We start from the raw sequence: 23,232 nt of genomic DNA, 5'->3' as shown, positions 1-23,232 counted from the left end.
TTGTTAGTTTTTGGATTTTTAGCCAAAATAGCTATTGTAGACAAAACTCTATTTGTGCACATACCTATCTAAAACCTTTTTTAAGGTTTCAAGGCCATTTAATATTGTATCTATCTCTTTTTCGTCTGCCCTGTTGAGTATTTCTTCAAACCTCTTCTCCATATCCTTGAAATTTTTCTCAAAAGCATCTTTGAACCTTGGTGTGACATCAACATACACAACTCTTCTGTCTTCTTGACTTCTTATTCTCTGAACCATCCCCTGCTTTTCAAGCCTGTCAATTATTCCTGAGACAGTGCTGTTCGATAGCCCCATTTTTCTGCTCAAATCGCTCACCTTCATCTTTCCATGGCGAATCAGCTGCCCCAAAAGCATACCCTGAGGTGCTGTGATGTCAAATTGGTCAAACTGGTGCCTTGCTATTTTCTTTGTTATTTTCATTATTTCCTTCACAAGCTCAATTATCTTAAGCCCTTTGCTTATATCATCCATCTTTGCGCCCCTTTCAATATTTAGTTCTAAAATATTTCGTATAAGAATATTTTGCATGCTATATATTTTACGCTCAAAAGAATTCTGTGTCAATAACCTATGAAAAGAAGTGAATAAATAAAAAATCTTCCCTTTTTAAAAAGGGAAGATTCTAAATTGAAAATGCTCCACCTGCATTACATAGCTTTTATTATCTTTTCAATAAGCAAATTCAAACGTTCCATCCTGATTTTGCTTGAAAAAATCTCCATATGTCAACCTAAAGACATTATTCCAGTCATTTCTCAGCAATTTATTAGAAAGGTTATACTTGTCTTGGATAAGCTTGCCAATCACACCTGCTCCTGATATATCTCCTTGTATTATAGCACCGTACAAGACATTTTCTTTATAGACCACTTTATAATAATAGTTCGGTCCACTGCAAATTGCTACATTATAGCTGTTATCGGGTGGCTCTACATATCCATAACTTATTGTACTCAAGCCAAAAAACTTCATTGAATTTTTAAAGCCAAAATTGTCCATTAAAGGTTTATCAATTCCTGCCATATTATATGCTGCTGTCTGCCCCTGTTTTACAGCCGAAGGCCATATAGGTGTTAATATATGTCTTTGTGTCAAGAGTTCAAACGTTTGACATACATCACCAGCAGCATAAATGTCTTGTATAGAAGTTCTCTGGTATTGATCTACAACAATTCCATTTTCAGTTTCAAGATGACATTTATCTATTCTTGGAAAAGAAGGTTTTACTCCGACTGCCACTACAATCATATCGGCAAAAACAAAACTTCCATCTGATAAAGTCACGCCTTTAACCTTCCCTGATAACCCGTAGATTACATTTGAAACAGACTGTCCAGTAATGATATCTATTCCTTTGTCTTTAAACATCCTCTCGTACCTTTGCGCTGCTGTCTTGTCTAATTGCTGAGGTAGGATATGGTCTTTCATCTCTATTACGGTTACCTTGACTCCCTGCTTGTTAAGGCTCACTGCAACATCCAGCCCTATTAGCCCACCGCCAATGACCACAGCCTGCCTACTTGTTTTAGCCGCTTCTTTAATCTTTATAGCATCACCTATATCACGTAAGGTAAATATATCTTTTCTCTTTTCTATACCTTCTGCTAAGCCTTCTATAGGAGGAATTACAGGGGTAGCGCCGGTAGCTATAAGTAGTTTATCATATGTATGTTCAGCGCCATCGGAAGTGACAACACTTTTGTTGAAAGGTCTAATTTCTATCACAGTGGTATTTCTTATCCATTTTATTTTGTTTTTATCGAAAAAATTCTCTTCCACAAACCTCATCTTGTCCAAAGGTCTGTCGTCACTTATGAAATAATGAAGCATACACCGTGAATATACCATATCGTCTTTTGAAATTACAACAATTTCTCCATTGCTATCAAGCCGTCTGAGTGTCCTTGCACAACTTAGCCCTGCGGCACTGGCACCTATAATCAAATATTTCATCAGATTCTCCCCTCGCTTTAATCAACATCAATAAGGGAAATAGCCTGGACAGGGCAGCTTTGGACACATGCAGGTATTTCTCTGTCCAGGCACATATCACATTTTATAGCAACATCACCACTTTTGTTAGGTTTTATCATGCCATAAGGGCATGACATAACGCACATAAAGCATCCTGCACACCAGCTCTGGTTGCAAATTACGTATCCTGTTGTCTCGTCTTTTGTCAGCGCACCAGACATACAAGCTGCAACACATTCTGGTTGGTCACAATGTCGGCAGAAAATAGGGACAATCTTCCCTTCGTTGTTCAAGACTATATTATTTGCAAATTCTAAATCATTGTCTGAGAAATCTATCTCAAGTACTGATTGCACACCTTTATGGTGAGCTATACACGCCAGGATGCAATTCATACATCCTGTACATGTTGTTGGTTCTATATATATCCTTTTCATTGATAATACACCTCTTTAATTAGATACCCATATCTTTTCTGCGCTGAAGAATGATACTTTCAAGCTCATCAGCAGAAGATTTTACATCATTATTTATAATCAGCCGTCCTCCAGTTATGTCTGGCAACTTTTCTGTCAGAATCTCTGTCACCAGCTTGCTTCCTGTTATAAAAGGAGGAATTGAAAGATGTAAAGGCAATCCAAGCGCCAGCCCAAAAGCACCATCAGCCAAAGCCTGCTCTTCTAACCATTGAGGTGCAGAAAGTACTAAAGGCAGCTGTGGAATATCCACGTTGAGAATCTCTGCCAGTTCTGCTGCCACTATCTCAAGTCTGCCTATGGCAAGGCATGGACCAAAGTTTAGCACAGGTGGTATGTTAAGCTCTCTGCACACCTCTTTTAATTTGTCTCCTGCCAGCTCTTCAGCTCCTTTTGACATAAGACCCCAGTTTTCAAGTCCCCCACTTGTGCACCCCGCAGACAGTACTAGTATATCTCGTTTTATTAATTCTTTGGTCAGTTCTACAGTAAAAATATCATGGCCTATAGAGGTAAGATTGGAACAACCAACAATAGCTGCTATACCTTTGATTCTGCCCGAAGCTATAAGATCAATAAGAGGTTTATAGCTTCCACCTAAAAATTCTTTAAGAGACCCTTCGCTTACTCCCGTCAGTGCACTCTCATAACCGTGGTCATAAGGTATGTCTATATTTACCCTACCTCTTCTAAATTTGTAGCTATCCACAGCTTCTTTTAAAATCCTGTCTGCAATCTCCATAGCTTCTTCAGGACTATATTGCACAAGATCTGCGTTAGCTTTCTTAGCCACATCGTCAATACAAATTTGTCTTACCATATACCTCTCAGCTACTGTTTCAAGACCAGGTATAGTACAATTGAACTCAGATACGACAAGGTCTATAGCACCTGTTGCCAGTACAGCTTCACTTGTGAAATTATTACCTACGTGGCCTGCATACACATCCTTTGCATGCTCACCTCTTAACTGAAAATCCTGACCCACGCATGTACACCCTATTATTCTGAATCCCTTTGCACCAACGTCTTGAGCCATCTTTTTTACATCTTCATCATTTAACCTCTTTAGCAAAGCCCAAAAAAGTGACTGTTGATGTCCTGTAGGCATTATGTTTATGTAATCAGGGTCTATTACCCTGAAACCTACAGGCGCTGACCTTAACACAGGCTCTCCCATGATGATATCGTTAAGTTTGTTTGTAAGTGCCAGTCCATAAAGTCCTGTGGCTATACCCAGTCTTAAAACATGCATGAGCATATCGACAGGATCACTTGAAAGGTTCGTACTTGTTTTTACTACCGCATCAAACACCTCTGATTTTGCACCGCCAGGCAAAATCCCCAGTTCGCTCCACTTTTTATACCTCATGGCTGGTGCCATGTACTTTACCAGTTCCATTTTCTGCCATCTGGGTTTGTAAAGGTCAGATAATACCTTTTCAGCAAGTTGCAAAGCTATTTCTCTATCATATTGTCCATGGATACCAAGTTTATCTGCAAGTGCATGGAGCGTCTTTTGACCTTTAAATGGTACATCTATTTGATTTTCAGCCATCTTTTTGAGATTATGAGCAACATTTTCTACCACGTGCAAGTAACAGCCAGCTCCTGCTGCAACTGCCCTTAGAAAATTTCTCGCAACAATTGTATCTGCATCGGCTCCGCAAACCCCTCTTTTTTGAGTTGGCGTAATCCTACACGGTCCATTTGCACACAACCTGCAGCAAATTCCCTGAAGACCAAACCCGCATTTTACACTTTGTCGCGGTTTGCGGTTAAAAGAAGTCTCCAAATCTTCTTTACTTTTTATAAATTCCCCTAATCGTTTATCAGCTGTCTCACAAAATGTGCAAATCTCCATAGCTCCATTACCTCCCGCAATATTAATTGATTTTTTATGTTTTGAAAGTATACTATTTTAGTATACTTTTGTCTACAAAATAAAGATGGAAACTGAAATTAGTTTCCATCCATTTTTACAAGCTCAGCAAAGTTATACTTTTCAAACTCCTTCGCAACAGTCTCCATCACTGAAGAAAAAGCTTTGTGCACAGCGCAATACCCAGTAGCTCTTTTACTACAAGCAGAAGGGTCTATCTGGCACCTGTTCAAAGCCAAGGTACCTTCTACTGCCAGTATCACATCTTTCATTGTTATGTCTTCAGGATTTTTAGCAAGGACATAACCCCCGTTTTTGCCTCGTGCGGATTCTATAATCCCTGCCTTTATCAAATCCCTACATATTTTCAACAAAAATCTTTTGGGAATCTTTTCTTCTTCTGAGATAGTATCTGCCTCAACTACCATTCCTTTTTTCTTTGAAAGGTGAAGCACTATTCTGAGCGCATAGTCGGATGCTTGCGTAAGTCTCATTTACTCACCCTTGCCAAATTAAAGTATACTGATTTAGTACACTTTTATTTTATACTACAATTTTTGAGGTGTCAATACTGAGATTATAACTTAATACCCAATCATCTTAGCTCCATTTTGAACAAATTTTCCTCTGAACCCTGGCTCTTTCAGTATCAGATGACTGTCAAGGTCATGGAAGTCAAACGCTCCAGTTCCAAGGGCAAAGTGAACACTCTGGTTAATTCCGAGGCTTGATTCGGACATACATCCTATCATTAATCTGAGGTCAGCACTCCTTTTTGGTGTTTGACATCGAACTTCACATTTGCTATCTTGCTCATTTATAATTTTGTCCTCCTTTCAGATTTCTTCAAAAGAAATTACCTCAATCTTGCTTTCAATTTTAACTTTTCCAGATAAGGATTCAGCCTCACCAAGCTGATTATCTGTAGGATCAAATCGCAGGAAATTTGGTTTCGGCACAAAATCTTTCATAAAATCTGAGTTTGCAACCATCCTAAAACCATCTAAGTTACCAAAATAGAAACTGCGAAGTTTTTCATTCTCCCGTCTTGTCCCACCAAATGAAAGGTCTGCCGGAAGCCAACCATAAGGCTTGACGTAGAACAGTGCCCAGTCGTGTGGAGAAGCCATAAGGGGATTTATGTACCAGCCAGACTGCCATCGTGCAGGTATTCCAGCAATTCGGCACATAGTAATGAAAAGCAGAGCCTGAAAACCACAGTCTCCTTTCAAGTTTTCTGCAACATATTGTGATATGTTCTCGTAAGTTGCGTATGGTCGAACATAAGAATATTTAACATGCTTTGTAATCCAATCAAAGATTCTCTTCGCTTTTAAATAAGAATTGTTCTCACCGGCGACTACTTGGTTGGTTAAAAGTTTCAGGTATGGCGTGAACACTACATGAGGTGGCTGTTCACCAAGAAATTCGTCCAAATCATTTTCTTCAACCTTTTCTGGATCAACCTTATTTATCCACTCATTTATAGTGTACTCGAACTCAACAAAGTATTCTTTTTCTTTGCCCTCAAAATAAATAGTTCTCTGTGAAACCTGGTTGTCTGCAAGAAAATAGTCTCTTTGGTTTGTTGAAACAAGTTTTACATCACAAACCTGAAGCTCTTCTTTTGGAAATGGAAGCCAAACACGAAAATGATCTGCATCGTCTTTGATAGTAACAGTTATCTTTGCGCGTACTCGGTATCTTTTGGGAGGGCCTCCTTGCGTCAATTCTTCCAATCTCTTGTCAAGCAGTTCTCTTGCCTTCTGTGCAACAGGATCTTTCTTGAGTCTTTCTCTATATAATGGAAGAGCAAAAGCTATATTGTGAACAAAGTGTTCTTCGAATCTTCTTTTTCCTTCAACTACTATGTAATCAAGATACCCTTCTGACAAAAGGTGATAAAATTCCTCTCGAGAAAAAGAATCAATCAGCTCCATTGCTTTCTTTAAAGCAGTTTCTTCATCAAAAGGATAACTTTCGAGTATTCTGTTTATTCTATTCTTCTCGTACATTAGACGTTTTCTTTGCACCTCAGTGATTCTTTCATCAGCCAGCCACCTGTCTATCAATCTCAAAGCCAAACAAAAATTGCCAAGCTTTCCTTCTCTCTCGATCTCTTCTGGTATCTTGCATACAAGAAAATCCATAATTTCACCTTCCAATGAAAACTGTGTCCAATTGAGATAACGTAAATATCTGTACGATTTTCCCAGGCACCTTGGCACCAAACCAGTTCAGCAGATACTTAATAGATGAGTCTCATTTTAAGTTCAACTGTTATTCCTACTGTTTTGAACAACAGAATGCTTAATTCCATAGCTAAAATATATTATCAATCCTATTGCTAACCAAACAATAAATCTAATTATAGCTATTTTGGGGAGGCTTACAATAAGGCCAAAACTAATCAAAGCAGCCAATGGTGCTATTACATATACAGCTGGTACTTTAAAAGGCCTTTTAATATCAGGTCTTTTGATTCTCAATACTAATACCGAAATCGATGTTAGCATGAAGGCAAACAAAGCTCCTATATTGCAGAGCTCAGCCAAAGTCATGATTGGAAGAAAGCCTGAAAGAAGAATACCAATTATGGTAACAGCAATCGTGGCTACATATGGGGTCCTTCTTGTCTTGTGCACTTTTGAAAATACTGGCGGCAGCAAACCATCTCTTGAAAGAGAAAATAGAATTCTTGTTGTGCCAAGAAGCATTACCATCATAACTGTTGTAATGCCTACAACTGCACCAATTGCAACAAGTACGCTCCCCCATTTAACCCCTATGAGCGACAAAACATATGCCACTGGAGCTGAGTTATCAAGTTTTTTATAGTTTACAACACCAGTAAGTACAAGACATACAATAGCATATAAAGTAGCAACTATTGTCAAAGAAGCTACAAGACCAATAGGAATGTTCCTCTGCGGATTTTTAGTTTCTTCCGAGGCAGTAGAGACAGCATCAAAACCACCATATGCAAAAAAGACAAGGCCTGCTGCAGTAATTACATTCTTCCACCCATTAGGTGCAAACGGAGCCCAATTTTGAGGTTTTATATGTGGTGCAGCTAAAACAATGAAAAGAATAATCACTCCCAGCTTAATAAATACCATTATGTTATTAAAGTTACTACTTTCTCTAATTCCTCTTGTCAAAATCCATCCTAACAAAGCTATTATGAATATTGCCGGAAGATTTATTATTCCTCCATGAGCAATATCGTTAGTCAATATCTTCGGTAGATGTATTCCCAAATCTGAAAGTAGATTTGTAACATACCCTGACCAACCAACAGCAACCGCACTCATTGAAACACCAAATTCAAGTAATAAATCCCATCCTATTATCCATGCAAATATTTCACCTAAGGCTACATAAGAATAAGTGTATGCACTTCCTGAAACAGGTGCTAAAGAAGCAAATTCTGCATAACATAGCCCTGCAAATATACATGCTATTGCTGATAACAAAAACGAAACTACTATTGCGGGACCAGCCACCTTAGCAGCCATTACACCGGGCAGTACAAAAATCCCTACACCGACTGTTGCTCCAATACCTAACAAAGTTAAATCTGCCGCCGTCAGTTCTCTTTTTAATTTAAACTTTTCATCTTCAGCTTGTTGTAAAAGAGTTTGAAGTTCTTTGCGCCTGAGCAATTTTGTCATTTTCTCGTCTCCCCTCCACTCTTCTGTTCTCTTCTCATCTCATCTTTCACAATTTATTCACATTTATAATAAAATTGTATACATTTAAATACAGAGTGCATAAAAGATATAGAAAACATTCACAGGCAATAAAACACCCCCGGCAATCGACCGAAAAGGCTTCATCCCCTACTTCAGAGGACACAAAACGAAAAGGCTGCTGCCAAGGGCTACTTTTTATTATAGCACTTTTTAAGTTTTTGAAAATACTTTATATTTTTAAACTTCAAGGAAATCAAAAGTTTGTGCTTTCAAACAATATCAGAGAATTTTGATATATGGTATAATCGAAATTGGAATTTGAAAGCTGTAAATAGCAACAGAAGGAGCGAACTTTTGATGATATACATTGTCACCGCTTTTCATGCAGAAGCAAAGCCTCTGATAGAACATTTTGGCCTGAAAAAATTATATGAACCTTCAAAATTTCAGATTTTTTCTGGCAATGATATTCTTCTTATAGAAAGCAAGGAAGGAATTGTAAAGAGCAGTATTGCAACAACATTTGCCTTGACAAAGTTTGGAGCAGGCAGCAGTGATATAGTCCTGAACATTGGGATTTGCGGAGCTGTGGAAAATGCCTTTTCAAAAGGAGATGTTATTCTTTGCAACAAAATAATAAACCACCACTCAAAAAAGGCATTCTACCCAGACATTTTAATTCAGCATAGCATGAAAGAGGCAACACTCGAAAGTTTTATGCACCCGGTGAAAAAAGATAACTTGCCAGTTGAAATTGAGGGAGATATAGTTGACATGGAGGGTGCAGGATTTTTTGAAGCAGCTTCTATCTTTTTGCCCCTGCACAATGTTCACTGCATCAAGATTGTTTATGACTTTTTGGACTTTGAAAAGATAAATCCTGTTGAGATTGAAAATCTGATAAAGCAAAGTATTCCTCATATAGAAAATCTGATAAACTCCCTCTTAAAATTAAATTTTGAATTTTGTAACAATACACCTGAAATCAATAATATACCCCTACTTGTAAATAAACTAAAAAACAGTTTACATCTTACAGCTTATATGACCAATGAGCTTGAAAGTTTGTTAAAAGACTATATAATAAGGCATAAAAAACTACCTGACTGTATTTTTGAATTTTTTGAAGTTCAAATAAACTCTAAAAAGGAGGGCAAAAATTACTTTGACAAGCTCAGAAAAATCCTTCTTAGCTAAGAATTTTTCTCATGTTTATGTTGAAAAAGCCATTCTTTCTCATCCTGTTACAATAAAGATTTTAGAAAACTTGCAAAACTCTCAAATAGTTAAAATAGAGAACTACAAAGAGGTTTTTTGCAGAGCAGGGCAAAATTATTTTTTTCAGGAAAAGAGTAAAAAACTGATACTTGCAAAAAAATATAGGGAGTTTCTCTATCCCGGCCCTTCAATTTGCCACAACTTTGGATACAGTAACTTTTTTTATACAAGCAACATTTTAAACTGTATTTACAGCTGTGAATATTGCTTTTTAAAAGGAATGTACTCCTCTGCAAATGTAGTAGTATTTGTAAACATCGAAGACTACTTTAAAGAGATTGATGCTGTTTTAAAAAATAAACCACTGTATCTTTCTGTATCATACGAAACAGACCTTTTAGCACTTGAAAAAATTGTGCCATTTTCTTCTGCATGGATTGAATACGCAGCATCAAAGCAAAACTTGACAATTGAAATCAGAACAAAAAGTACCAACTTCCAAGCTTTAGAAAACTTAAAACCTCAAGATAATGTAATTTTAGCGTGGACACTGTCTCCTCAAGAAATTATAGAAAAGTTTGAACATGGCACACCTTCTTTATCTTCTCGACTTTCTGCAATTAAAAAAGCTACAGAAAATAGCTGGAAAGTGAGGCTTTGTTTTGACCCAATTTTATATATTGAAGACTGGAAACCAATTTATGAAAAGTTCTTAAGACAGGTTTTTGCAGAAGTGAACCCTGATAAGATTGTAGATATTTCAGTTGGATTGTTTAGAATTCCAAAAGACTATCTTAAGAGAATGAAAAAAGTATTTGCAAACGAAATTACCTCTTTTCCTTATGAAGAATCACAAAATATTTACACTTACCCGAAAGAGTTAAAAGAAGAAATGATAAATACAATACTTTTAATACTTGGCAATTTTGCTCCTTCTTCGAAAATTTTTGTGATATAATTATAGCAGGAGTTTAATGTAAAGGTATGAGGTGGAAATATGAAGAAGAAAATCCTTTTGGCTGCCACCTTGATTCTTTTGGTAGTTATTTTCTCAGTAGCTTTTGCCATTACTTTTAAAGAATTTCACAAAACACCTGAAGGTGCAATTCGCTTTTATATCATTCTTCACAAAGGTCCATGGGCACTGTCTAATGTGAAAATTATCCATGGTGATTATATTGACAAATTTTATGGTCAGCAATACGTTGTCGAAGGCTTTACTGATAAAGCGACGGGTACGGAAATTTGGTTTTTCTATTTAAGAAAAAACGAATCAGGTCTTTGGGAGATATCTTCTGTTGGCTCAGGACCATAAACAAAGTCTCTTTTTTCACTGCCAGTATCATATTTTCAGCTATTTTAGCTCCGGCTCCTATTTTTTCTTGTATTTCTTTTGCAAATTTCCTTGTCTTTGTCTCATTAACTAACTCTGTAACATTTGATTCAAATTTAACCATACTACCTGCACATCCTTGTTTGACTCTCTCTACAAGCTGGACATATTCAATTTCGTATTCCTCTAAAAGCTTCAGTCAAATAATATAGAATGTTAGAATGGAATTGTCTTTGAGGTATAATAATTAAAATCACAAGGGGGTCTATTTTATGTGTGATACAATTGTTGCCTTGAAAAATTCAACACTGAATAACTGTGTGTTATTTGGCAAAAACAGTGACAGAGAGAAAAATGAGCCTCATATCGTTATAAGAGTCCCCAGAAAGGAACATAAAAAAGGAGAAAAGGTCAAGTGTACATATATTGAGGTGGAGCAGGCAGAAATTACATATGATTGTTTTTTATTTAAGCCATCTTGGATATGGGGCGCTGAAATGGGAGTTAATGAATTCGGAGTTGTTATTGGAAATGAAGCAGTGTTTACAAATCAAAGACAAGGTCCACCAGCACTTCTTGGAATGGATATTCTGCGACTTGCACTTGAGCGAAGCAAAACAGCAAAAGAAGCGGTTGACAACATTATTTACTTTATTGAAAGATATGGTCAAGGTGGAAAATGCGGATATACAAAGAATCTGAAATACCACAACTCATTTTTGATTGCTGACTTTGAAAATGCATGGGTATTAGAAACAGCAGGCGTTTATTGGGCTTTGCAAAAAGTTAAAGATGTAAGAAGCATTTCAAATGCGTTGAGCATAAGAAACGATTATGATATGAAAAGCAAGATGATAAAACAAGAAATTATTGATTTTAAAGAAGAGTTTGAAAACTCACTTATAACTAAATTTGCATGTGGTAATTTTAGACAGCAGCTTACCCAAAAAATGCTGGAAGAAAAAAAGGGAAAGTTAACTATAGAAGATTTCAAAAGCATATTACGATACCACTATAATTTAAATAGCAAAAATTTCTTGTATGGATCTATGAAAAACATTTGCATGCATTCAAAAAGCATTATCTCAAGTGAAACAACTGGAAGCTTTATTGTTGAATTAATTGACCGAAAAATAAACATCTTTGCAACTGGAAGTTCACTTCCATGTCTTTCTATATATAAGCCTCTATGGTTTGTTGAAAACAGAGATATTTTCTTTACCGAAGAGAAAACTGATCTTGCAATTAGGTATTGGCAAGCCCAGAGAAAAATTATAGAGAATGTTGAAAAAGGAAAAGTGGATAGAGATACTTATTTAAAAAACAGAGATGAACGTGAAAAAGAACTTTTTGAACTTGCAAGAAATGTAAAAAATGACCTTGAAAAAGAAAACATAATAAAAATGGCTTGGCAATTTGAGTAATGTCTGCTTTATTTTCTCAATACAATAAAGCTAACCATACCTGTTAAATTGGAATTGAAATCTATCTAACTACCCTCAAGCCCAATTATTGCTGCGCCCAGAGCACCAACAATTTGCGGATCAAAAGGAATCAAAAGCTTGCTGTCAAGCCTTCTTTCAAGCTCTAAAACAACACCCTTGTTTTTTGCAACCCCACCTGTCATTACAAAATCCTTTTCACCTTTTACTCTATTTATTAACGAAATAGCTTTTATTGCCACAACCTTGTTAATAGCTCTTACTATATCCTCTCTTCTCTTACCTTGCGCAATAAGGCTTATCACCTCAGACTCGGCAAAGACAGTACACATACTCGAAATTGTCAAATCCTCTGAAAAATTTAAACACCTCGAAAAATCTTCAAGCTCCAACTCCAAAACTCTTGCCATGTATTCAATAAATCTACCAGTGCCTGCCGAACATTTATCGTTCATAACAAAATCCAATACATTGCCATCTTCATCTATTTTTATAACTTTGCTATCCTGCCCACCAATGTCTATGATAGTTCTTGCACTCGGAAAAAGGGCACGGGCACCTTTTGCATGGCAAGTTATCTCTGTAACCTGGATGTTTGAAAATGGAATACTTATTCTACCATATCCAGTTGAGGTAATAAAACTTATATCATCTTCGTTTATCCCAGCCATGCTACAAGCTTTTGAAAGAGCTAACTTTGCACTTGAGACCACGTCAAACCCAGTCTTTACTGTACAGTAACCCAAAATGTTCTTGCTACTGTCAATGACAACTGCATTAGTGGAGGTTGAACCACTATCAATCCCAGCAAAATATTTTTTATTAGAGATTGATTTTGAAGTAGTAGCCTTTTGCAAGGTTTTCTCAACAAATGCCTCCACTCGCGTTCTGATTTGCTCATTAGCATTTTGGCTATAATCGGTTTCGATTTTCAACACGTTGCTTTTTTCCTTTATCTTTGCATACTCGAATGAATAAAAGTCACAAAACTTTATTGTATTGTAGATAATTCCTTTAAAAGAGTTCTCTTCTATAAACTCTCTTTTTATGTTCATCCTCATGCAAGGAGGGAAACTCAAAAGGACTTTAGCGTAGCTTTCCAAACTCCCATCAAACTTTACATCATCCTGGCACAACCTCTCGCTAGAGCAAGTAAGGTTCAAAACCCTACCACCCGCAGTTGAACACACAAATTCAACCAATTCCTTTTTTGCACGTGCCCCCATGATTGCTATGTCAAAACTGCTATGCTTATTTTGAGCTATCAGCTTATTTACCTGGCTTCTAAATACTTCTTCATCAAATTCTTTATTAAGCCTTTTTGAAAGCTTACTTTTAAATGTTTCCAACTGATAATAAAAAAACTGACAAGCCTCTGGTGTATTTTCACGAGGAAGGTCAATAATCTCTATAAATTCCACTCTATCTTTCAAAACATCATATACCCTTTTTATGCTATCACAGCAGTTTGTCAAGACAAGATTTTTTATACCGCTTTGCAAGACATATTCCACAATGGCCTTTGCAAAGCTGCACATGTTGGGGTGTAAAAGCTTTTCCGCATTTTCATAAGAAGATATCTCTGGCTCAATACAAAAAACATCCTCTCCAAAAGCTTTTATAATCTCAATTGGTGTGTATTTGCAAACATAACCTATCATAAAAGCAAGCCTCCTACTTGATGCTTTCAAAAAATGCTTCAAGGCGAGTTTTTATCTGACCATGATTGTTATTTTTCTTATTGACACAATCAACATCTATAAAGGTAAACGGAATATCAAGCTTTTTAAACTCCTCTTTAAATAGCATGCTGCATCCTATCGACTGCTTGCAACCCATCTGACAGACCTGAATCACAGCATCGGGTGAGGTTAAAGAAATTAGCTTCTTTATGTGTTCAATTCTTTTTTCAAAATTGCTATTGTACGGATTTTTCAAAAGCTTTATTGAAAGCGCTTCAATTGGGTCGTCTGTCGGCAACTCTTCTAAAAAATCATAATTCAAATCCATACCAATGATAGTCAAATCCTTGTTAAAATTAAAAAGATTTTTGAAATTCTCCTCAAACATAGGAAGAGTATGTATAAAAAACACTCCCTTTTTATCTCTCGCCTTTGCATTTCTCAAGTCCTCTACAAGCATCTTGTAAAACTTCAGCGTTTTTTCCTTGCCAATAAATGTATGAGAAGTATAAAGCATAAACATCTCAAATGTTAGAGTGGTAGGTATCTGCTTTTTCCCAAGAAGTTTTAAACACTCTTTCATTTGGCTTCTTACTTGGTTTTCTATTTGGATTATCCTCGACAATTTATGTAAATCAAGTTTGGACCCTGTTTCTTTTTCAACAAAGCTAATCAACTCTTTTAGCTGCAGTTTCAAATAATTTTTTGCCTCTTTAGAGTATTCTCTTGGAACGTCTAAAAAGAAAAATGGAATTTTTAAGTTTTCCGAAATAAATCTAAACGTGTTTAAATTTGCATCACAAATACTTGAGGTTGCAACTAAGAATTTTGGCTTTTTCAAGAGGTTTGAAAGCACAGCACCAATAAACACCTTGTGAAAGCTACAAAAGCTCTCGCTTATACCAAAACTTTCTGCCCTTAAAATTAACTCATCTTCAAGTCCTAGTCCAGACAAAAAAGCAGATATTGCCTCAACAAAGATTGGGTCCAAATTAAATGCAAGCAAAATTTCAGCTGGTGCAAATAGGTTAACCCAAACACATCTTTTACTTGTCATTCCTTTATACGTCCAGTTAAATGCAATTTGATGTAAATATCTTAGCGATTTTGGCAATCTTTTATCAGGAAAAAACTTTACATAGTTTTTGCCAATGAAGATGCCAAGTTTAAGAAGATTATAAGCATTTTTGTTTTTCTTAAGAAAGTTGTTAATAACGGTGCTGTACATCTCTAAGTAATTCATTTTTTAATCATCCTATTCTTTTACAAGCTATTTTTTGAAGACACCAAGAGCAAGAATAGCAATTACAAATATACTTTGAAAGTCCATCTCGCCACGCAGGACCCTTAAGATGACCATGAAAAAGGCTTGTATTTAAGCCATTTCAAGAACCAAAATCTCTTTTCCTGTCTCTAAGTCTATTATCTGAACTTTCTCATCATCAATAATTCCTATTGAATTAATCTTGTCCTCTCGTTTGCTAAGTGATGTGGAGCCCGGATTAATAAGCACACAGTTGCCAACCTTTTTTAATAGCGGAATGTGGGTATGTCCTATTATGAAAAAGTCTAACTTATATTTCTGAGCCAATTTACTAATCTCCTCATCCGAAATATCATGCCCATGATGGACCATAAATCTCTTACCATAGATTACAGAAAAAACATATGGAGTTTGTATAGGTATATCAAGTATCATTTGATCCACAAAAGCATCGCAGTTACCTTGTGCAATAACCAAAGGAATAGGACAAGTATTTAACGCATTAGAAAGCTCCTTTGGATTATACCCTTCAGGAATTGGATTGCGCGGTCCATGGTACAATACATCACCTGCATGAAATATAACCTCGGTATCTTTTAAAAACCACCAAGCCTTTTCCCAGGATTTATAATCGCCATGAGTATCACTTATAACACCAATTTTCAATTTCATTTTTCCTCCCTTCGTTAAAAATTAACTTTTCGACTTTTGCCTATTGTTTTAACAACCTCTCTTTTAATCTATTCCTGCTTCCAAGTTTTTTGCACCTTATTCTTTACAAGCGTAAACAATCTTTTCATTGTTAACTTTTTTTAGCTTGAAGTTTTTATGTGCCCTTTTAGCTACTATTATACAACATTTCTGAATCAGTAGTTGAGAGCTTGAATCACCTCTACCTTCATCAATCACTTTTAATGCTGGATTTTCAACTCATATCTCAAAAGTTCTTCCCTATACATCTTTTGAGTTCTGCAATTATTTTGGATACAAAACATCTACCACGTCTTAAGCTAAGCAACAGCGATTTTTCCCTTCTCTTTTTGCTTGATATAGTGCTCTGTCCGCCCTTTCCAGTAACGACTCAACCGAGTCAGTATTTTTTGCCAATGTTATACCAATACTTGCTGTAACCTTGCGATGAGGAAAAGGATAGTTTTCTATGGCTTTTCGTATTCTCTCTGCAACTGCCACAGCACCTTCTTCATCTGTCCCTGGAAGAATAATTACAAACTCCTCACAACCAAAGCGCCCTGCAATATCTACAGTCCTTATAGAATTCTTTATTATCTCTGCCGTTTTTTGTACCATCACATCGCCAGCCACACGACCAAATGTGTCGTTATAAGCCTTAAAGTCATCAATGTCAAGAAAAATAACTGCCAAAGGAAGTCTATACCTAATTGCCCTTTCAAGTTCACTAATCTATATGTTTCGAATGGTCCGTTTATTAAAGAAACCTGTCAAAAAATCTGTTTCAGCTTCTTTCTCTAAGCGGCTTACAATCTTTGCATTAGCCAAGGCTATTGCAGCAAAGTTTATATATATCTGGAGATTTCTGTTGTCATTTTCATCTATTGAGTCAGGTGAAAACATTATGCCCAAGAAGCCTACAGCACCAATAGAGGTCCACAGAGGATAAATCATAATTTTGTTTTCAATATTAATTTCTAATTCAGTAAAACCATCTAAGGCTTTTAATTCATCAATGTGTAAAAGTGATGGTTCTACCGTTGAAAAAATTTTCTCAATCACTGGATGAACCATCGACCACTCCTTCCAACCAAAAGTTGTCCATACTCGCCTTTAGCTTGTGCTATCTTGACTTTGTCGCCCTCTCGTAGACCAATAAACCCCAGTTCAATCTTGTATATTATTATTAAGGAGTTTATTATGAGTTCTTAAACCTTGTCGAGCTCTACAGTGGAAATCATCAGCCGACTAATCTCATAAATACAATTTAGTTCAAGCCTACGCAGCCCTAAAAGGTTCTTTTCAAGAACAGCCTTTAAAACTTCATTTATCGTTTGGTAAATACTATTGGCTTTGGCAACAAAAGCGTTCTCTTCTTCCATATTCGCTCCAGCCAGGTTCCCATTTGGTGTAACAATAAGGAAACCTATCTTTTGAGCATATGTTTCCAATCGATAGGCACAGAGTCTAACTCCATAAGCACAGGTAAATATGCCTTCGTCTTCTATGGAATTCAGTACATCTTTGTAAAAATGAATACACTTTTCGTTACAGACCTTATTCCCTTCGTTTACATCTTTGCATACTTCAACTTGTTGGCTGAATTTAGAAAAAGGATTGGCATTTGCATCAAATATATAAATGTTGGTGTTTGTTGCTTTAGCAAGAGTATCCTGAAAATCCTGCCAATATTTTAATGAAACACTTAGTAAAAGATTTGTTGGCATATATCAGCACCTCATTTCAACATATTTGCCTTATCTAATTTTCCAAGAATGCTTATTCCGTTTGGTGTAATTTCATATTCTCTGAGGTCGCGGCTGTGATTAATTCCACGTGCTTTGAGGATTCCAAGAGCTTTTTTGATATTTGACTCACTTTCGACGTATCTTAGCCCAATTATGTTATCTGCGATAAATGATATTTGAGCTTTAGTAATTACTAATGGCGAAAACAGGTCCTCGTTAAGTACAGTAAATATTGTAGTAATATGCCTCCTTTTGAGTTCCTGTGCTATTGCCCAAAGGTAATCTTTATACTTCTGGATATCAGATACACTGCTTTCAAAAGAAGATATGCTATCAATCACAAACCTCTCAACTCTATCTTTTTCTATCATATCCATTATTTTAAAAGCATGCTTATCTACACCAAGTTCAATTGGAGAAATGAACCTGATATCCAAAAGACCATCTTTCAAATATCTATCCATTTCCCATCCCGAGAAAATGGGCATTACTCTTAAGCTAAGCAAGAGGTTCCTCAAAAGAAAGCAATAATCCCTTCTCGCCTATCTCAGCCCCCTCAAGTAAGAATTTAAGAGCAAGCGTGGTCTTGCCTGTATCAGTCCCACCTGAGATGATAGTAATAGTTCCTTCTGGTAGGCCACCATTTAGCATCTCGTCCAAATCTCTGATTCCAAATCCTTTTTTCTCCGCTTTGACTTCATACTGAAGCTCTTCTCCAGCCGGTTTTATTCTGGGATACACTTTTATCCCTGCAGGAGTAATCTCAAACAAATGCTCGCCCTGTTCAAAAGAAGTCCCCCTCATCTTTAAGATACGCAAATATCTTTTCTGGAACTTCTTTTCCTCCTGTCCATAAAGATGAAAAGTCCCATCCGCAATCGCAAATTCACTCAAGACAGTTAATTCTTTTTCTTCATACTCACCTATAAGAAACACAGTAACTTCCCATATTGACAATGCAGCAGCCAGATCAAAAACAAAAGCCTAAAAAGTCTTTTCGTCAGGGAATATGTCTCTTATAGCTTTAAAGCTGTCAATCACAATTATGTTAGGCTTGTACTTTTTTACCATGTCAGTCAAGTACCCTAAAATCTTACTAGGTCCTTGTTTGCGCACAACTTCTCCAAGGTCTGCATAAATAAACTTGCCGCCAAGTAAATCGTCAGAAAAAACTTAAATTCTTGTAAATGTCTTACCATCTTAAATTGTGATTCTGAAATAGTTGTCAAGTATAAACTCTTAAGTCCATTTCTTGCACTGTTAAACACTATATTTTGAACAAATATTGTTTTTCCACTGCCTGGCGCACCAGATACAATATTCAGCGAATACAGCGGTATGCCCCCACCAAGAACACGGTCAAGATTTTTAATACCTGTTTTCAATCTTTCCATCTTCTTTGCCCTCCCTAATCAAAATACACCTCATTCATTTCCTGGCGTAGTATTTCCATGAGCTTACCTGCATTTTCACTACCAATCAACCTACTCAGAATCTCAACGTAACTTGTGATAAACTGCCTAAACATTCTGTCTACGGGAAATTCTGGGTTTTTCTTTAAAACTGTTAATATCTCTTTACATGATATTCCATTTTCATCAAAGTAAAGTTATTCTATTTCCTTGTATTCTGCTGAAAGTTCCCATACAACTCTTTCTACTAAAAGCTGGACAGAAGTTCTGCCAAGATACTTCTCAGATGCAGTCCACATTTCAATTAACAATTTTTCATATTGTTTGATTTTCTCTTCGACCACATCATACATAACTGCTCCTCCCACCTTAACAAAAGCTTAATAAATCATGACTCCATTGAGCCTTAGAATATATATAGGATACTAATCTACCTGGTAATCCCCAATACAAAGTAGAACCAATAATTAAAAACAATTCTAAAATTGAAGTAAAAACTTTAGGTTAAATCTTTATAAAAAACAATAAAGCTATTGTGAAAAAAACAAATAAAATAAATGAAATCTAACATAAAAAAATTAGCCTTCCACATTGATGGTTAAACAATTTTAAAAATTTTTTGTATAAAACAAAAAGCACCTGGCATTAATCTTTACCAGCTGCCTTTTTTCAAGTCAAATATTGCCTTGAATAGCTTGCATTTGTGCATTTAAGGCTAACAACAAAGCACATAATTATTACTTTTCAAATGTTTGCAGCATGTAGAAAACAAAAACCTCCTTGCCTTCTTTTTCTGCCCTTCACATTTGCCAGAAGGTTAGTTTTTCCATTAAATTCCATATAATGTTTTTTTTTTTTTTTTTTTTTTTTTGCCAGGTTTTATTATATGATTATATAATTTCTTTCACCAAACTTCAGGGACCTTTTAAAACAATCTTCAATTCGTAACCCGACTAACAATAAACTCCAAGAAACCAAAAGTACAAAAACAGGATGTGATAAATACTTTTTGCAGAGATATTTTGAAAAGTCGTTTGGGGAAAGGAAATTTATTTTCTAACCGTCATGCCATATTTTGGAATAATCAAGGCAGATAGTAAGACTGATTTTTAATTATTGAGGATATGCAGAAACATGAGGAGCAACCATAAATAATAGCAATATTCATGTATGTAGAACAGGTGAGAAGAACTTTTTTAAATCATAGCCCTTCCCTTTTTGTATTTTTTCTATTTTTGTTTACTTTTCAATCTTAGCGTACATAAGGTAGTTAAAACCAAGTGGAGACATGTAGTAATTTTTTACATAATCTCTTAGTAAATACGCCTTTGAATAGAAATAAATTGGTATAATAACACTTTCGTCCATCAAAATTTTCTCTACTTGCATTAAATATTTCATTCTTTCTTTTGGATTTACCGTTTTCTTAGCTTTATCAATCAATGCATCGTAATTCTTATTGCTCCAGTTTGTATCGTTAATATCACTATATGATATTTGCTGCATCTTAGGCAGTATTTTTTGCAGGATCCAAATATCTTGGCTCAGCACCATTGATATAGGTTAAAACCTGCTTTGCTCCAGCTACTGTTGATTTGTAATAAGAACTAATTAGTAAGCCTGCTAATAAGAATATAATTAAGAATAAGTACAGCAAATAAACGCTTCTTCATAAAAATTCTTCTTTTGGTAAAATTTTTGTACATTTTTTACGTAGCAGTACCACTTTCACTTACTCATCAAGTGGCAAGCTACGCAATGGCAGGCTCTAAAATCTCCCATTTTTGAATCAACTGCATCTTATATGTGCATTTCAAAGCATTTTATCTCACTCCACTTGCGTAATTTGCCAATATTCTGTGTAAATTACAAATTACGCTTTTCAACCAATTTTAGTGGCTGTAAATATCGTCACTTACAGTTTGTTCATTAGATTGAGGAAATGAGTTTTGTATATCATTGGTTTGTGTTCCTGCTGCTGAATTATTCTTTATCGTCTGTGGTTCAGTAATTTCATTTGAAGCTTTACTATTCAACTTGGCTTGTTGAGAAGGTGCAGTGTTGGACTGTTTTATAGCCTCTCCGTTTTTAAATTGCTGGAGAATTGACTGAGTGCCATTCTGTCCTGATGAATTTTGAACTTTTGCTTGGGAAGGTTCTTGCTGGGTTATCTTACTATTCAGGTCCTCCTTTGAATTTGAGTTTATACTGCCAGCAGAAGGTACAGTAACATTTAAAATATGTGTACTAGAATTTGAAGGAGAGGTATTAACATTTTGTTTATATGTTCTGGAACTACTTTTATACACATACCCTTTATACACCACATATGGCTTTGTAAAGTAATGTTTTATTCCTCTTTCACTCACAATCTTATCCATAATTCCTTTAAAAATCTTCACCGCAGGATTTGTTCCATCAAGATAGTCCAAAGGCCTTGGCTCATCTTCTCCTACCCACACACCTAAAACATAATCTGGTGTATAGCCTACAAACCATCTGTCTTTGTTATCATCAGTTGTACCTGTCTTGCCAGCAACTGGATAATTAAAACTTGTACCAATTGTTATACCCGTTTTTACTACACTTTGCAACATATCAGTCAAAAAGTTGTGCATTTTTTTCTTCCATCACTCTTTTGCGCTCATAACTATACTCATTAATAGTATTGCCGTATCTATCTTCTATTTTTGTTATAAAATGTGGTTTTATATACACTCCTCCATTTGCAACTGCTGCAAACGCAGCTGTCAGCTCAATTGGTTTTACTCCATAGGTAAAACCACCAATTGCAATGGACAAGTTATTTTTGTCTTCTTCTGTTAAAGTAGTAAATCCAAATTTTCGGAGATTTTCATAAACATTTTGAACACCCAACTTGTATGCAAGCTTTACCGCCGGCACATTAGCCGACCATACAAGAGCCTGTCTTAGGGTCATATAACCTTTGTAGCTACTATAGCCAGTCTTATTTGCATACCAGTTTTTAGGTGCATATCCTCCAATAGAAAAAGGTGCATCTAATATAACACTCCATGGACTATAGCCCCTTTCTAAAGCTAAGGCATAAACACCAATGGGCTTTATTGCAGAGCCTGGCTGGCGTACAGACATGGTAGCTCTGTTAAAAAGTCGAACTGCATTCATATTCCCTCTTCCGCCCATTATACCTTTTACAGCCCCTGTCCTAAAATCAATCAACACAGCTGCTGTTTGCGGTTGTGGAACCCCATTTTTGTCATAATACCTCACTGTTGGCATATAATTTGAATCTGAAAAAACCTCTTCCATCGCACTTTGAATACTACTGTCTAATGTTGTATAAATTTTAAGTCCTCCGCCATAGACCAAGTCCTCTGCCTCTTCTTGTGTAATTCCCCTTTGTATTTGAAGTATTCTAATCGCCTCATCTATAACCGAATCCACAAAATAAGGATATTTGTATGGCAACAAGTTTCTGTTGCTATTTTTGACATATACAAGCTTTTGGTTAATTGCTTGGTAATACTCCTCTTCGGTGATATACCCCAGCTCTAACATCTTCTTTAGTACAAGCTGCTGTCTTTTTTTCACATGATCAGGGAACTTAAATGGATTGTAGTAAGAAGGATTTTTCGTTATCCCTGCAATTAGCGCACATTCAGCCAAGGACAGTTTTGAGACATCTTTGCCAAAGTAAGTGTATGCAGCAGCTTGAACCCCATAAGCACCATTTCCAAGGTTTATTGTATTTAAATACTCTTCCAAAATCTGCTGTTTTGTAAGTCTCTTTTCCAGCTGAATTGCTAAATATTGCTCTTGTATCTTTCTCTTAAATGACTTTTCAAACATCAAAAGCTTGTTTCTCACAAGTTGTTGTGTTATTGTGCTTGCACCTTCAGATAAGCTTCTTCTTTGAAGATTATGAATAAAAGCTCCGATAATTCTTTTTATATCAATTCCATTGTGATACCAAAATCTTTCATCCTCAATTGCAATAAAAGCATTTATGAGGTCTTTAGGAATTTGATTATATGAAACTCTAATACCACTTTGTCCCCTGTTTAAAGTAGCTACCTCTCTGCCCATTTCATCAAATATTATTGTAGTGTTATTTATTGTATCTTGTACAATCTCATCCAAAGTTCCAGGGGGAATGGCTTTGATATAAGCTGCAATTGTTCCACCTAAGGCTCCTACAGAAAATACTATTAAGGCTGCCAAGGTAAATGCCAAAGATTTAAAGAAAACTTGCAGATGTCTTTTTTGTGCTCTCATCTTGCCTTCCCTCTTTTGGTGTAAAGCACAAATTTGTTATCAATTTTCTATTGAAAAATTTTAAGATGTATATCACAAATTTTCAATCTCTAATTTGAAATAATGAGGACTTTATAGTTAAATTTATGCAAAAAAGGA

The 23,232-nt window shown here is 35.9% G+C and carries 24 protein-coding genes and 1 pseudogene; 4 read left to right on the top strand and 21 right to left on the bottom strand.

What is annotated here, in order from left to right:
- Positions 1-48: 48 nt before the first annotated feature.
- The 8 genes and pseudogenes from PGC14_RS00505 to PGC14_RS00470 form a co-directional block, all read right to left on the bottom strand.
- Positions 49-492, bottom strand: coding sequence for a MarR family winged helix-turn-helix transcriptional regulator (locus tag PGC14_RS00505; RefSeq protein ID WP_271629236.1), 444 nt, complete (start codon positions 490-492; stop codon positions 49-51).
- A gap of 198 nt (positions 493-690) precedes the next feature.
- Positions 691-1,974: an NAD(P)/FAD-dependent oxidoreductase gene (locus PGC14_RS00500; RefSeq protein ID WP_271629235.1), complete on the bottom strand. Its 1,284-nt coding sequence runs from the start codon at positions 1,972-1,974 to the stop codon at positions 691-693.
- Between the two features lie 17 nt (positions 1,975-1,991).
- Positions 1,992-2,432: a 4Fe-4S dicluster domain-containing protein gene (locus PGC14_RS00495; protein ID WP_039765694.1), complete on the bottom strand. Its 441-nt coding sequence runs from the start codon at positions 2,430-2,432 to the stop codon at positions 1,992-1,994.
- A gap of 19 nt (positions 2,433-2,451) precedes the next feature.
- Positions 2,452-4,335: an anaerobic carbon-monoxide dehydrogenase catalytic subunit gene (cooS, locus tag PGC14_RS00490; RefSeq protein ID WP_271629234.1), complete on the bottom strand. Its 1,884-nt coding sequence runs from the start codon at positions 4,333-4,335 to the stop codon at positions 2,452-2,454.
- A gap of 98 nt (positions 4,336-4,433) precedes the next feature.
- The gene (locus tag PGC14_RS00485) at positions 4,434-4,847 is read right to left on the bottom strand and encodes an RrF2 family transcriptional regulator (protein ID WP_271629233.1); all 414 of its coding nucleotides are present in this window, start codon (positions 4,845-4,847) and stop codon (positions 4,434-4,436) included.
- A 90-nt stretch (positions 4,848-4,937) separates the two neighbouring features.
- Positions 4,938-5,123, bottom strand: a pseudogene (locus PGC14_RS00480) (dipeptide epimerase); the annotation flags it as partial.
- A gap of 66 nt (positions 5,124-5,189) precedes the next feature.
- A complete protein-coding gene (locus PGC14_RS00475; RefSeq protein ID WP_271629231.1) occupies positions 5,190-6,503 on the bottom strand; it encodes a transglutaminase-like domain-containing protein in 1,314 nt (437 codons plus the stop codon).
- Positions 6,504-6,626: 123 nt separating this feature from the next.
- On the bottom strand, positions 6,627-8,027 hold the full coding sequence (locus tag PGC14_RS00470; protein WP_271629230.1) for an amino acid permease: 1,401 nt from the start codon (positions 8,025-8,027) through the stop codon (positions 6,627-6,629).
- Between the two features lie 378 nt (positions 8,028-8,405).
- On the opposite strand from PGC14_RS00470, the gene PGC14_RS00465 reads away from it, so the two are divergent.
- The 4 genes from PGC14_RS00465 to PGC14_RS00450 all read left to right on the top strand — a co-directional run bounded on the left by PGC14_RS00465 (position 8,406) and on the right by PGC14_RS00450 (position 12,023).
- The gene (locus tag PGC14_RS00465; RefSeq protein WP_271629229.1) at positions 8,406-9,245 is read left to right on the top strand and encodes a purine phosphorylase; all 840 of its coding nucleotides are present in this window, start codon (positions 8,406-8,408) and stop codon (positions 9,243-9,245) included.
- A complete protein-coding gene (locus PGC14_RS00460; RefSeq protein ID WP_271629228.1) occupies positions 9,214-10,224 on the top strand; it encodes an SPL family radical SAM protein in 1,011 nt (336 codons plus the stop codon). The genes PGC14_RS00465 and PGC14_RS00460 overlap by 32 nt, the downstream gene beginning before the upstream one ends.
- A 39-nt stretch (positions 10,225-10,263) precedes the next feature.
- Positions 10,264-10,581 carry a hypothetical protein gene (locus PGC14_RS00455; RefSeq protein ID WP_039765682.1) on the top strand — a complete coding sequence of 106 codons (318 nt, stop codon included), beginning with the start codon at positions 10,264-10,266 and terminating at the stop codon, positions 10,579-10,581.
- A 290-nt stretch (positions 10,582-10,871) separates the two neighbouring features.
- Positions 10,872-12,023: a C69 family dipeptidase gene (locus PGC14_RS00450; protein ID WP_271629227.1), complete on the top strand. Its 1,152-nt coding sequence runs from the start codon at positions 10,872-10,874 to the stop codon at positions 12,021-12,023.
- A 65-nt stretch (positions 12,024-12,088) separates the two neighbouring features.
- Here PGC14_RS00450 and PGC14_RS00445 read toward each other — a convergent pair whose 3' ends face one another.
- The 13 genes from PGC14_RS00445 to PGC14_RS00390 form a co-directional block, all read right to left on the bottom strand.
- Positions 12,089-13,702: an acyl-CoA dehydratase activase gene (locus tag PGC14_RS00445; protein ID WP_271629226.1), complete on the bottom strand. Its 1,614-nt coding sequence runs from the start codon at positions 13,700-13,702 to the stop codon at positions 12,089-12,091.
- A 13-nt stretch (positions 13,703-13,715) separates the two neighbouring features.
- Positions 13,716-14,966 (bottom strand): 2-hydroxyacyl-CoA dehydratase subunit D, encoded by a 1,251-nt coding sequence (locus PGC14_RS00440; RefSeq protein ID WP_271629225.1) that lies wholly within the window; start codon positions 14,964-14,966, stop codon positions 13,716-13,718.
- 132 nt (positions 14,967-15,098) lie between these two features.
- Entirely contained in the window at positions 15,099-15,653 is a 555-nt protein-coding gene (yfcE, locus tag PGC14_RS00435) for a phosphodiesterase (RefSeq protein ID WP_271629845.1), read from the bottom strand.
- Between the two features lie 339 nt (positions 15,654-15,992).
- Positions 15,993-16,370 carry a GGDEF domain-containing protein gene (locus PGC14_RS00430; RefSeq protein ID WP_271629224.1) on the bottom strand — a complete coding sequence of 126 codons (378 nt, stop codon included), beginning with the start codon at positions 16,368-16,370 and terminating at the stop codon, positions 15,993-15,995.
- 39 nt (positions 16,371-16,409) lie between these two features.
- A complete protein-coding gene (locus tag PGC14_RS00425) occupies positions 16,410-16,751 on the bottom strand; it encodes a hypothetical protein (RefSeq protein WP_083931476.1) in 342 nt (113 codons plus the stop codon).
- A gap of 134 nt (positions 16,752-16,885) precedes the next feature.
- Positions 16,886-17,404, bottom strand: a complete 519-nt coding sequence (locus PGC14_RS00420) for a PocR ligand-binding domain-containing protein (RefSeq protein WP_083931474.1) — start codon at positions 17,402-17,404, stop codon at positions 16,886-16,888.
- 11 nt (positions 17,405-17,415) lie between these two features.
- Positions 17,416-17,889, bottom strand: a complete 474-nt coding sequence (locus PGC14_RS00415; RefSeq protein ID WP_271629223.1) for an RAD55 family ATPase — start codon at positions 17,887-17,889, stop codon at positions 17,416-17,418.
- 34 nt (positions 17,890-17,923) lie between these two features.
- Positions 17,924-18,361, bottom strand: a complete 438-nt coding sequence (locus tag PGC14_RS00410; protein WP_307742494.1) for an ATPase domain-containing protein — start codon at positions 18,359-18,361, stop codon at positions 17,924-17,926.
- Between the two features lie 149 nt (positions 18,362-18,510).
- On the bottom strand, positions 18,511-18,819 hold the full coding sequence (locus tag PGC14_RS00405; protein ID WP_271629222.1) for an RAD55 family ATPase: 309 nt from the start codon (positions 18,817-18,819) through the stop codon (positions 18,511-18,513).
- A 215-nt stretch (positions 18,820-19,034) separates the two neighbouring features.
- Entirely contained in the window at positions 19,035-19,190 is a 156-nt protein-coding gene (locus PGC14_RS00400) for a hypothetical protein (RefSeq protein ID WP_271629221.1), read from the bottom strand.
- A gap of 886 nt (positions 19,191-20,076) precedes the next feature.
- Positions 20,077-20,343 carry a hypothetical protein gene (locus PGC14_RS00395; protein WP_271629220.1) on the bottom strand — a complete coding sequence of 89 codons (267 nt, stop codon included), beginning with the start codon at positions 20,341-20,343 and terminating at the stop codon, positions 20,077-20,079.
- A 386-nt stretch (positions 20,344-20,729) separates the two neighbouring features.
- Entirely contained in the window at positions 20,730-21,455 is a 726-nt protein-coding gene (locus PGC14_RS13425) for a hypothetical protein (RefSeq protein WP_422653033.1), read from the bottom strand.
- Entirely contained in the window at positions 21,436-23,094 is a 1,659-nt protein-coding gene (locus tag PGC14_RS00390; protein ID WP_422653032.1) for a transglycosylase domain-containing protein, read from the bottom strand. The genes PGC14_RS13425 and PGC14_RS00390 overlap by 20 nt, the downstream gene beginning before the upstream one ends.
- Between the last annotated feature and the right edge of the window lie 138 nt (positions 23,095-23,232).

The organism is Caldicellulosiruptor sp. DIB 104C, from assembly GCF_028198085.1.
Taxonomy (GTDB): domain Bacteria; phylum Bacillota; class Thermoanaerobacteria; order Caldicellulosiruptorales; family Caldicellulosiruptoraceae; genus Caldicellulosiruptor; species Caldicellulosiruptor saccharolyticus.
The sequence above is the reverse complement of the archived record's forward strand: the minus strand, read 5'-3'. Positions and strand labels throughout refer to the sequence as shown.